The organism is Stenotrophomonas sp. 85239_Sma (genome assembly GCF_056481725.1).
The window spans coordinates 1,234,602-1,246,007 of sequence record NZ_CM151163.1 but is presented as its reverse complement, the minus strand read 5'-3'; the positions used below and the strand labels follow the sequence as shown (position 1 = coordinate 1,246,007).

At 66.5% G+C, this 11,406-nt stretch carries 8 protein-coding genes; 6 read left to right on the top strand and 2 right to left on the bottom strand.

The window, feature by feature from the left end; genetic code table 11:
- Positions 1-18 precede the first annotated feature (18 nt).
- Together ACYKG1_RS05925 and ACYKG1_RS05920 are read right to left on the bottom strand one after the other, a co-directional pair.
- Positions 19-2,007 carry an alpha/beta hydrolase family protein gene (locus tag ACYKG1_RS05925; protein WP_478472103.1) on the bottom strand — a complete coding sequence of 663 codons (1,989 nt, stop codon included), beginning with the start codon at positions 2,005-2,007 and terminating at the stop codon, positions 19-21.
- A gap of 163 nt (positions 2,008-2,170) precedes the next feature.
- Positions 2,171-2,806 carry a LysE/ArgO family amino acid transporter gene (locus tag ACYKG1_RS05920; RefSeq protein WP_049422777.1) on the bottom strand — a complete coding sequence of 212 codons (636 nt, stop codon included), beginning with the start codon at positions 2,804-2,806 and terminating at the stop codon, positions 2,171-2,173.
- Positions 2,807-2,944: 138 nt separating this feature from the next.
- On the opposite strand from ACYKG1_RS05920, the gene ACYKG1_RS05915 reads away from it, so the two are divergent.
- The 6 genes from ACYKG1_RS05915 (at position 2,945) to mdcA (ending at position 11,397) form a co-directional block, all read left to right on the top strand.
- The gene (locus ACYKG1_RS05915; protein ID WP_010483397.1) at positions 2,945-3,850 is read left to right on the top strand and encodes a LysR family transcriptional regulator ArgP; all 906 of its coding nucleotides are present in this window, start codon (positions 2,945-2,947) and stop codon (positions 3,848-3,850) included.
- Positions 3,851-4,020: 170 nt separating this feature from the next.
- On the top strand, positions 4,021-4,605 hold the full coding sequence (locus ACYKG1_RS05910) for a hypothetical protein (RefSeq protein ID WP_087921858.1): 585 nt from the start codon (positions 4,021-4,023) through the stop codon (positions 4,603-4,605).
- Positions 4,606-4,704: 99 nt separating this feature from the next.
- Complete coding sequence (locus ACYKG1_RS05905; protein WP_262226381.1) at positions 4,705-5,151, top strand: GNAT family N-acetyltransferase; 447 nt, start codon at positions 4,705-4,707, stop codon at positions 5,149-5,151.
- Between the two features lie 182 nt (positions 5,152-5,333).
- The gene (gene mqo / locus ACYKG1_RS05900; RefSeq protein WP_478472100.1) at positions 5,334-7,028 is read left to right on the top strand and encodes a malate dehydrogenase (quinone); all 1,695 of its coding nucleotides are present in this window, start codon (positions 5,334-5,336) and stop codon (positions 7,026-7,028) included.
- Positions 7,029-7,383: 355 nt separating this feature from the next.
- A complete protein-coding gene (locus ACYKG1_RS05895; protein ID WP_478472098.1) occupies positions 7,384-9,576 on the top strand; it encodes a TonB-dependent siderophore receptor in 2,193 nt (730 codons plus the stop codon).
- 177 nt (positions 9,577-9,753) lie between these two features.
- The gene (mdcA, locus tag ACYKG1_RS05890; protein ID WP_478472097.1) at positions 9,754-11,397 is read left to right on the top strand and encodes a malonate decarboxylase subunit alpha; all 1,644 of its coding nucleotides are present in this window, start codon (positions 9,754-9,756) and stop codon (positions 11,395-11,397) included.
- The last annotated feature ends 9 nt before the right edge of the window (positions 11,398-11,406 follow it).

The window sequence follows — 11,406 nt, the reverse complement described above, 5'->3', positions numbered from 1 at the left end:
ATCCGCCGCCCCGCCAGCTCAGGGCGCCTTGTCCTTGCCGGCCACGGGCGCAGCCGTCGCCGTCTTGCCACCCAGGCTGCGTGCCAGGAACGCCAGCAGCTTGTCGTAGTACTCGCTGCGATGGGCCTCGGTGTAGAAGCCGTGGCCTTCGGTCTTGTAGTACAGGCTCTCCACCGGCGTACCGGCACGCTTGAGCGCCGCTTCCATGCGCTCGGTGTGCTGGATCGGCGCGCGCTTGTCTTCGCCACCGGCCGCGAGGAACACCGGCACCTTGATCCGCTCGGCCAGGTTCACCGGCGACACCGCGCCCAGCTTGGCCGGATCACCCAACCATTCGCGCAGGTAGGTCACGCCTGAACCGCGGTCCTGGATGTCGCCGCGGGTATACATCATCGGCAGGTCGTAGACCCCGACATAGCCCGCCGCGCACTGGTACAACCCGGGTTCGCGGGCGGCGCCCATCATCGCCGAGTAGGCCCCGTAGCTGGCGCCATAGATGCAGATGCGGCGGCCATCAGCGATGCCTTCGCTGATCGCCCAGCGGGTGGCATCGGTGACGTCGTCCTGCATCGCCGCGCCCCATTGCTGCGCTCCAGCCTGGGTGTGGGCCCGGCCATAATTGCCCGAGCCGCGGAAGTTGACCTGCAGCACGGCATAACCGGCGGCGGCCAGCATCTGCGTTTCGCGGTCGTACTGGCCCGAATCGAAGATGTCGAACGGGCCGCCATGCGGCATCACCACCATCGGCAGGTTGCGCCCGTCGCTGCCGGCCGGCAGGGTCAGGAAGCCATGCAGCGGCAGCCCGTCGCGGGCCTTCAGTGCGATCGGACGCACCTTGGCGCTGCGGTCGATGTCGATCCAGTCGCTGCGGCTGATCAGGTGGTCGGCCTTGCGCGCCACGGTGTCATACACGTAGAAGTCGCCCGGGTTCGAGCCCGACCAGGTCTCCACGAGCACGACACGGCCATCGCGGGTACTGGACGTGATGTAGACCGCGCCGCCGAAGGCCGCTTCAAGACTGCGGTAAAGACGCGCATCGGCCGAGCCTTCATCGAAGAAGCGGGTGCGCGGCTTATCGCCCAGGTACAGCGCGCCGACCGGCACATGGGTGCCGGGTCGGTGGATGATGCGGTACGGATTGACCACCTCGTCGCGCAGCAGCGTGGCGCGCTCGCCGGTCTTCGGGTTCCAGCTGACGATCGCATCCGGCCCCTCGGTCTGCTCGACGTTGAGATAGGCAAGGCTGTCGTCAGCCGAGAAGCCGATGGCGGTTTCGATGCGCTTGCTGACCGCCTCGTCGTTGATCAGCTTCCAGGTGTCGCCGGAGCGCTCGCGGAAATACAGCTTGTTGATGTTGTCGCTGCCCGAGCCGTGCACGAAGCGGACCTCGCCCGCGCCGTCGGTGGTGAACTCGCCGCGCCGTACCGGCGAAGATGCCACCCGCGAGCGACGACCACTGGTCACGTCCATGCGATCGACGCGGGTGAACGGATCCTCGGCCATCGGCCACACAGTGACCAGCACGTTGCGCTCATCGCCCGGCAGGTCGTCGGCCAGGAAGGCGGCAACCGCCTCGACCTTCTTCGGCTGGATGCGGGTTCCCGGACCGTTGCTCTCCACGCGGTAGCCCACCAGCAACTCGCCGCGATTGCCATTGGCATCGATGGCGTACAGTTCGCCGGTGGGATTGGGCTGGTCGAGCGAGCCCCACTTCTGGGCCAGGCCGATCAGCAGGCGCTCGTTGCTGACCCAGTCGAATTCCTGCGCGTGGTTGCGGCTGGGGGGCCGGAAACTGCCGACCATCTGCTTGTCCTTCAACCGAAGCACGGCGATCGCGGTGGCATCCTCCATCGGCACCGTTGCCGCCACGTACTCGCCCCCCGGCGAAATCTTGATATCGGTGAAGGTCTCGCGACGCAGGTACTGCGTCAGGTCCACCGCGCCCACGCTGCCTGCGGCAACGCCCCCGATGACGGCCAGTGCAGCCGCCAGAATCGTCTTGTGCATCCTTCCCCTGCTCCTGTGGACACCTTGTCCTGGTCGCCGATTCTAGGCAGCACCATGCGCTTCCCGCCAGAGCCGGAAAAGACGACGGCACCGTTGCCGGTGCCGTCGTTGCCACTACCTTGGAGAGAGAGTCAGGACGTGGGTTCGGGGGGCGTGCGCCGGGTCAGTGGACCCCGCGCACCGCCAACATGAGGGCCAGGATGCTGAGAATCACGGCGATGGTGCCGTCAAGCACGCGCCAGGTGCCGGGCTTGGTGAACAGCGGCGCCAGCAGGCGTGCGCCCAGGCCCTGCGCGGTCAGCCACAGGCAGCTGGCGGTGACCACGCCGGCGGCGAAGGCCATGCGGGCGTTGCCGAAGTTCTCGGCGATGGAACCGATCACCATCATGTCCAGCCAGAAGTGCGGGTTGATCAGCGAGAAGCCGACCGCGGCCATCAGCACCGCGCGGCGGCTGCCGTCATCGCTGTCGGCCTCGCCCATGCCACCGCCACCGGCGATCGCACGGCGTGCCGACTTCATCGCATACCAGGCCAGGAACGCGACGCCGGTCCACAGCACGGCGGAGGTCAGCCACGGCAGCGCCGAGGTGAGCGTGCGCAGGCCGGCCACGCTGGCGAAGATGAAGATGGCATCGATGGCCGCGCAGGTGGCGACCACCGGCACGATGTGCTTGCGCAGGATGCCCTGGCGCAGAATGAAGGCGCTCTGGGCCCCGACCACGGCGAACAGGCCGATGCCGGTGGCTGCACCAGAGAACCAGGCACCGAGGCCGGTGCTGGCGGAGATGACCGAGAACATGGGATTCACTGCCTTGTATTGCTTGGGGGGACGGTGCCTCGCGAAGGCGGACAGCACCGGAACGAGCGCTATTGTCGCGCCGCAACATGGAAAAGACGAGCTAAACTTCCTAAACCAACATTAGCGGAACTTAATCCGATGCGTATCGACCATGCCCAGCTGCGCGCCTTGGCCGCGGTGATCCGCGAAGGCAGCTTCGACCGCGCCGCACAGTCGCTGAATGTCACGCCCTCGGCCATCTCGCAGCGGGTCAAGGCGCTTGAGGACCGGGTCGGGCGCCTGCTGGTCAAGCGCGGCACCCCGGCCACCGCCACCGCCGAGGGCCAGGTACTGGTGCAGCTGGCCGAGCAGACCGCCCTGCTCGAACACGATGCCCTGCACCGGATGGGTCTGGCCGACGAAGACCTGCCCCAGGCCAGCATCCCGGTGGCGGTGAACCACGACAGCCTGGAAACCTGGTTTCCGCAGGCCGCCTCGCAGTTCGCACAGAGCACCGGCACCACCCTGGACCTGCGCGTGGAGGACCAGGACCACACTGTCGAACTGCTGCGCCAGGGCACGGTGCTGGGCGCGGTGACCACGCTGGACGAGCCGGTGCAGGGCTGCCAGATCCACGCGCTGGGCAGCATCCGCTACGCAGCGACCTGTACCCCCGAGTTCCGCGAGCGCCATTTTGCCAAGGGCGTGACCGCGCAGGCGCTGGCCCAGGCACCGGTACTGGTGTTCAACCGCAAGGACGAAATGCAGTCGCGCTTCGCCCGGCGCATGGCCGGCGACGACCTGCCCAGCACCGCGCCGACCTGGTGGATTCCCTCCACCCGCGCCTTCGTGCAGGCCAACCTGGGCGGCATGGGCTGGACCATGAACCCCCTGCCGCTGGTCAAGCGGCACCTGGATGCCGGTCGCCTGGTGTACGTACGCCAGCGCGCGTGGGAAGACGTGCCGCTGTACTGGCAGCACTGGAAGGGCGACGTGCAGACCATGGCCCTGCTGACCCGCGCCGTGCTGGACGCCTCCTCGGCGCTGGTGCGGCGCAAGCGCTGACGGTGATCAGCAAAAAAGGGACGGAGGGGATTAAGTCGCTTCTGCCCTACAGGTCGTATTGGCCTTATACGACTTAATCCCCTCCGTCCCCTTTTTTCTCCGCGTGACCGGGGTCCGTTCCTGGCTGCCCTGTTGTGCCAGCATCGAGGCATCCGACACGGAGCGCCGCGATGCAGACCGATCCGCTGTTCCTGCACATCCGGGTGGTGATGGGCATCATCCTCGGCCTGTCGATCACCACCGTGCTCAAGGGCCTGGCACAGATCATCGAGCATCCCCAGCGCCGCGGCTGCTCTGCACTGCACCTTGGCTGGGTGGCATGGACGCTGATATCGCTGGTGACCTTCTGGTGGTGGGAATTCCGCCTCATCGAGGTGCACCGCTGGACGTTCGAAACCTACCTGTTCGTGATCGTCTACTGCGCGACCTGGTTCCTGCTGTGCGCGCTGCTGTTTCCCGACGATCTGCGCGAATACGGCAGCTACGGAAACTACCTGATGCAGCGCCGGCGCTGGATCTTCAGCGTGATTGCTGCGCTGACCCTGCTCGACCTGATCGATACCGGCATCAAGGGCAGCAGCCGCTGGAAGCTGCTGGGAACCGCGTACCCGTTGCATGCCGTGCTGATGCTGGCGGTGGCGGTGCTCGGCGGGTGGCTGCGCAGCCGCCGCGCACAGCTGCGCCTTGTGCTGGCAACGCTGGCCTACCAGATCGGCTACTTCGTCGTGGAGTACTTCACCGTTGGCAGTGACTGACCCGGGTGCAGGCGCTCCATACACTCTCCATCAGGCCTACACACCGGGTCCATGCGCGATGCGGATACTGGCCGGCCGATCACTGCAAGGATGCCCTGCATGCCTGTATTCGTCCGCGATGCGCGCCCCGAGGATGCCGCTGCCTGCATCGACCTGCGCGGGCGCACCCGCGAGAACGCCTTCAGTGCCGCGCAGTTGGCGGAGCTGGGCATCACGCCGGAAAGTTGGGCGACCGGCATCGCCCAGGGCGATTCGATCGGCCGCGTCGCCTGGGACGGCGAACGCATGGCCGGCTACTGCTTCGCCGACCGCGACAGCGGCGAGGTGCTGGTGCTGGCCGTGCTGCCGGAGTACGAGGGCCGTGGCATCGGCCGCCAGCTGCTGCAGGAAGTGGTCAGCCTGACCCGCGATGCCGGCCATACCCGGCTGTTCCTGGCCTGCTCGGCCGACCCGCGGTCGCGCTCGCATGGCTTCTACCGGCGCCTGGGCTGGCGCCCGACCGGCGGGATCGACGAGGCCGGCGACGAGATTCTTGAGCTGGTCTGAGCCGGGCGTGGCCCGGCGCTTCGCCTGACGGGGCCGCGAAACGTCGGATGCTGCGTTGCATCAAAAACGGACCGGATCCGGTTAGAATTGCGGATGGATGCTGCAAGGCGTTGTTTCTTCACGCCCTTTCCCTGCCCCACGCGCATCCTGACCCCTTCCCCTCCGCCAACGATCCCGCCCCCATGAAGAAATTTGGCAAGGCCCTGCTCGCCCTGCTCGTGCTGCTGTTGCTGGCCGCCGCGCTGTTCCTGTACTGGCCGCTGACCCAGCGCTCGGTGCCCGCCGCCAGCAACGACAAGCCCGTCGATGTTGTGCTGGTCGGCGCCGGCATCATGAGCATCACTCTGGCCACCTACCTGCAGGAACTGCAGCCGGACTGGAACATCCAGGTCTACGAACGCCTCGACGGCGTCGCCGGCGAAAGCTCCGACGGCTGGAACAACGCCGGCACCGGCCATTCGGCGTTCGCCGAACTGAACTACACCCCGGAACTGCCCGACGGCAGCATCGAGACCAAGCGCGCGGTCGGCATCGCCGAATCGTTCGAGGTCTCGCGCCAGTTCTGGTCGCACCAGGTGAAGCAAGGCCGGTTGAGCCAGCCCAGCGACTTCATCAACCCGACCCCGCACATGAGCTTCGTCTGGGGCGATGACAACATTGCCTACCTGCACAAGCGCCAGCAGGCCCTGGTGAAGAATCCGCTGTTCTACGGCATGCAGTACTCCGAGGATCCGGCACAGATCAAGCAGTGGGCCCCCCTGCTGATGGAAGGCCGTGACCCGAAGCAGAAGGTCGCCGCGACCTGGATGCCGCTCGGCACCGACGTCAACTTCGGTGTGATCACCCGCCAGCTGGCCGCCGGCCTGCAGCGCAGCCCGAACTTCAGCCTGCACCTGAACCACGAAGTGAGCGCGCTGCGGCAGAACGCCGACAAGAGCTGGAACGTCACGGTGAAGGATCTCAAGGCCGGCACCGAGTCCACCACCCGCGCCCGCTTCGTGTTCATCGGTGCCGGTGGCGCTGCGCTGAAGCTGCTGCAGATGTCGGGCATCCCGGAATCGAAGGACTACGCCGGCTTCCCGGTCGGTGGCCAGTTCCTTGCCTTCCAGGGCCAGGACGTGACCTCGCGCCACGGTGTGAAGGCCTACGGCATGGCCGAGACCGGTTCGCCGCCGATGTCGGTGCCGCACCTGGATGCACGCAAGCTGGACGGCAAGCCGGTGGTGCTGTTCGGGCCGTTCGCGCTGTACAGCACCAAGTTCCTCAAGCACGGCTCGTGGTGGGACCTGTACTCGTCGGTCACCCACAACAACGTCGGCCCGATGCTGGAAGTGGGCAAGGACAACCTGGACCTGGTGCAGTACCTGATGGGCCAGGCGCGGTTGAACGATGCCGATCGCCAGGCCGAACTGGTCAAGTACTTCCCCAATGCCAAGCCGGGCGACTGGAAGCTGGTCACCGCCGGCCAGCGCGTGCAGATCATCAAGCGTGATCCGCTGAAGGGCCCGGTGCTGCAGTTCGGCACCGAGATCGTGACCGACAAGGACCACACCCTCGCCGCCCTGCTCGGCGCGTCGCCGGGCGCGTCGACCTCGCCGCCGATCATGCTGGACCTGATGGCCAAGGCCTTCCCGGAGCAGATGAAGGCCGGCTGGGAAACCCGCCTGCGCGAGATCGTGCCGTCGTACGGGCGCAAGCTCAATGACAGCGCCGCACTGGTGAACGAGATCCGTACGCTGACCAGCCAGACCCTGCACCTGCCCTATCTGGAGGTGCCGGTGGATGCGAACGCGGCATCACCGGCCCCGGTGGCTGCCCCGGCTCCGGTACCGGCCAAGGAAAAGCGCAACGCCAACGAGGAGCTGCAGGCGCTGTAGGCCCGCGCGTTCCTTTCGATGCAGACGGACGGCCACCTTCGGGTGGCCGTTTGTTTTTGTGCGAGGTGGGTCGGATCCCTCCCGCACGGGAGGGCTCTGACCTGCCCCCGGGCGCCGATGATGGGGTCAGAGCCCATTGCCTGCGGCAACGGGATCCAACCCCGGCTCGCCACTGCTCTGCGCCCGGAAGACCATGCGCAATGTCGAGAATTGTAATGTTGTTAAGAATTATTTACATTTGCGCCCGACGCAGTGACCGCGCCTCTCCCCAGATGGACCTGATGTGCCCGAAGCCGCCGCCCGGGTGCTGGATGACTGTTGCCGCCCCCTTCCCGTCTCCGAGCTTCGAACCCACATGTCCCCGACGTTCCGTATCCGCCTGCCCCGCCGCGCGCTGCTGCCGGCCGCCCTGCTGTCCTCGCTTGCACTGGGCGCGACCCCGGCCTTCGCCGAGGCCGTCGCCGATGCATCCGACGCCAAGACCCTGGACCGGGTCAGCGTGCGTGCCCAGCACTCGGCACCGCCGGCCAGCACCACGCGCCTGCCAATCACCCTGCAGGAAACCCCGCAATCGGCCACCGCGATCAGCCTGCAGCGCCTGCAGGACGAATCACTGTTCAGCATCAACGATGTGATGCGCAACGTGACCGGCGTCAGCGTGTCCTTCTATGACACGCAGCGCCCGCTGTACTACGCGCGCGGATTCGCGATCACCGACTTCCAGGTCGACGGCATTCCCACCTACAGCGGCTCCACCAACCAGGAGTACGACACCGCCTTCTACGACCGCATCGAAGTGATCCGCGGTGCCAATGGCCTGCTCAGCGGCGCCGGCGTGCCGTCGGCCACGGTCAACCTGCTGCGCAAGCGCCCGGGCAAGGAATTCGATGCGTCTTTCGCGGTCAGCGCCGGCAGCTGGGACTACCGCCGCATGGAAGCGGACGTAACCGCGCCGCTGACCGCCGACGGCCGCTTCCGCAGCCGCGTGGTCGCCGCCTACACCGACCGCGGGCTGTATTACGACCGCTACAAGGAAAACAAGATGGCCGGCATGGCGGTGCTGGAAGGCGATGTCACCGACAGCACCACCATCACCGTCGGCTACCAGACCCAGGACAACAACCCGACCGGTTCGACCTGGGGCACCGTGGCGTTCTTCGACAACCAGGGCAACTTCGCCCATCTGGCACGCTCGACCAACCTGTCGCCGAAGTGGAGCTACTGGAAGCGCGAGAGCAACACCGCCTTCGCCAACCTGGAACAGCGTTTCGGCGACAACTGGCTGCTGAAGATCAACACCGCCTACACCCGCGGCAACGTGCAGAACGTGCGCCTGTACGGCACCGGCAACCCGGACCCGGTGACCGGCTCGGGCATTTACCTGCGTGCCGCCGCCGGTGATTCGAAGGACACCCGCCGCAATGTCGATGCCTATCTGACCGGCAGCTTCCCGCTGTTCGGCCGCGACCATGACCTGACCATTGGTGCGCAGTGGTCGGACCTGGAAGGCACCACCAACACCCTGGCACTGAACTTCCCGGGCGACTGGGCAACCTGCGGGCGTGAGCGCTGCTACTACATCCCCAACGTGTTCAACTGGAACGGCGACATCTCCGAGGTGACCTACACCCGCACCGGTGCACGTCGCGTGGCCAAGACCACGCAGAGCGGCGTCTACCTGGCCACCCGCCTGCGCCTGGCCGATCCGCTTTCGCTGATTGCCGGTGCACGCCTGAGCCGCTGGGAAACCCTCAGCCGCTCGTACAACGCCGCCGGCGTCTACACCGGCACCAGCGGTGCATACAAGGTGAGCGATGAGATCACCCCGTACGTGGGCCTGGTCTATGAGATCACGCCGAACGTGTCGGCCTACGCCAGCTACACCGAGATCTTCAATCCGCAGAACTACAAGGACCGCAACGAGAACCTGCTGGCACCGGTGCAGGGCTCGAACCTGGAAGCGGGTATCAAGACGCAGTGGTTCGATGGCCGCCTGACCGCGAACGCTGCAGTGTTCGAGGCCAAGCAGGACAACTATGCGGTGCGCGACATGAGTGTGCCGGAAGGCACGCTGAGCGACGGCAGCTCGGCCTACATCGGGGTCAACGGCACCAAGGCACGTGGTTGGGAGATGGACGTCAACGGCGAGATCCTGCCGGGCTGGACGGTCAATGCCGGCTATACCCGCGTCAAGGTGACCCGCGCCGCCACCGACCTGCTGTACGCCAATCCACCCAAGGACCTGCTGCAGCTCAACACCCAGCTGCAACTGCGCGGCGCACTCAATCGCCTGAGCATCGGCGGTGGCGTGCAGTGGCAGAGCAAGGTGCAGGGCTACAACATCGCCTACCCGCTCGGCGGTACGGTAACGGTGAACCAGCCGGCGTATTCGCTGGTGCAGTTCAACGCCAACTACCGCATCAGCGACAACTGGACCGCGACGCTGAGCGTGCGCAACGCGCTGGACAAGACCTACTGGGCCAACCTGGACTACAACAACTTCGGCGAGCCGCGCTTCGTGTCGGCCAGCCTGCGCTGGAAGTTCTGAGCGACCCGCGAACCGGTGGGTGCCTGGTGGGTGCCTGGTGGGTGCCGACCGTTGGTCGGCACACCCCAACCCTGAATGGGCCCGCCTCCGTGCGGGCCCTTTTATTTGCTGCACCGCGGGTTGCACGCCCATCATAATTATGCCGTAATTATTTCAACGCCAATCGGAAGCCGGTCGATGAACCCGAGCTGGGATACGTTGGAACGCAGCCGCCAGGCCCGCCTGCAGCGGGCCGCGCATTGGGCCCGGGGCCGCGAGGTTGCTGCCAGCGACGTTGGCCAACTGCTGCATGCGCTGCTGGAACCGGGCGACAAGGTCTGCCTGGAAGGCAACAACCAGAAGCAGGCCGACTTCCTCGCCCAGGCGCTGGCCGACCTCGACCCGGCGCGGGTGCATGACCTGCACATGGTGCAGTCGGTGCTGTCGCTGCCCTCGCACCTGGATGTGTTCGAGCGTGGCATCGCCTCGAAGCTCGACTTCTCGTTCTCCGGCCCGCAGTCGGTGCGGCTGGCCAACCTGGTGGCCGAGGGACGCATCCAGATCGGCGCGATCCACACCTACCTGGAACTGTTCGGCCGCTACTTCATCGACCTGACCCCGCGCGTCGCGCTGGTCGCCGCGCAGGCCGCCGACCGCCACGGCAACCTGTACACCGGCCCGAACACCGAAGACACCCCCGTGATCGTCGAGGCCACCGCGTTCGGTGGTGGGATTGTCATTGCCCAGGTCAACGAAATCGTCGACACCCTCCCCCGCGTCGATATCCCCGCCGACTGGGTCAACTTCGTGGTGCAGGCGCCGCGCCCGAACCACATCGAACCGCTGTTCACCCGCGACCCGGCGCAGATCTCCGAGATCCAGGTGCTGATGGCGATGATGGCGATCAAGGGCATCTACGCCGAGTACGGCGTGAACCGCCTCAACCATGGCATCGGCTTCGACACCGCCGCCATCGAACTGCTGCTGCCGACCTACGCCGAATCGCTCGGGCTGAAGGGAAAGATCTGCCAGCACTGGGCGCTCAATCCACACCCGGCACTGATTCCGGCGATCGAATCGGGCTTCGTCAAGTCGGTGCATTCGTTCGGTTCCGAACTGGGCATGGAGAAGTACATCGCCGCACGCAGCGATGTGTTCTTCACCGGTGCCGATGGCTCGATGCGCTCCAACCGCGCGTTCTCGCAGACCGCCGGCCTGTATGCGTGTGACATGTTCATCGGCTCCACCCTGCAGATCGACCTGCAGGGCAACAGTTCCACTGCCACCCGCGACCGCATCGCCGGCTTCGGCGGCGCGCCGAACATGGGCTCGGATGCACGCGGCCGCCGCCACGCCAGCGACGCCTGGATCAAGGCCGGCCAGCAGGCCGCACGCCCCGGCGAGATGCCACGCGGGCGCAAGCTGGTGGTGCAGATGGTGGAAACCTTCCGCGAGCACATGGCACCGGCCTTCGTCGAACGCCTGGATGCCTGGGAACTGGCCGAGCGCGCGGAGATGCCGCTGCCGCCGGTAATGATCTACGGCGACGACGTCAGCCACGTGCTGACCGAGGAAGGCATCGCCAACCTGCTGCTGTGCCGCACGCTGGAAGAACGCGAACAGGCGATCCGTGGCGTGGCCGGCTATACCACCGTAGGCCTGGGACGCGACCGCGCGATGGTGGAGAACCTGCGCGACCGCGGCGTGATCCGCCGCCCGGATGACCTGGGCATCTCCGTGCGCGATGCCAGCCGCGACCTGCTGGCGGCGCGTTCGGTGAAGGATCTGGTGCGCTGGTCCGGCGGCCTGTACGACCCGCCCAAGCGCTTCCGCAACTGGTAAGGGGCTGAG

Bases quoted from the DNA above. Each gene is read 5' to 3' on its own strand.
- ACYKG1_RS05925 (WP_478472103.1), bottom strand. From the start codon at position 2,007: ATGCACAAGACGATTCTGGCGGCTGCACTGGCCGTCATCGGGGGCGTT.
- ACYKG1_RS05920 (WP_049422777.1), bottom strand. From the start codon at position 2,806: ATGTTCTCGGTCATCTCCGCCAGCACCGGCCTCGGTGCCTGGTTCTCT.
- ACYKG1_RS05915 (WP_010483397.1), top strand. From the start codon at position 2,945: ATGCGTATCGACCATGCCCAGCTGCGCGCCTTGGCCGCGGTGATCCGC.
- ACYKG1_RS05910 (WP_087921858.1), top strand. From the start codon at position 4,021: ATGCAGACCGATCCGCTGTTCCTGCACATCCGGGTGGTGATGGGCATC.
- ACYKG1_RS05905 (WP_262226381.1), top strand. From the start codon at position 4,705: ATGCCTGTATTCGTCCGCGATGCGCGCCCCGAGGATGCCGCTGCCTGC.
- mqo (WP_478472100.1), top strand. From the start codon at position 5,334: ATGAAGAAATTTGGCAAGGCCCTGCTCGCCCTGCTCGTGCTGCTGTTG.
- ACYKG1_RS05895 (WP_478472098.1), top strand. From the start codon at position 7,384: ATGTCCCCGACGTTCCGTATCCGCCTGCCCCGCCGCGCGCTGCTGCCG.
- mdcA (WP_478472097.1), top strand. From the start codon at position 9,754: ATGAACCCGAGCTGGGATACGTTGGAACGCAGCCGCCAGGCCCGCCTG.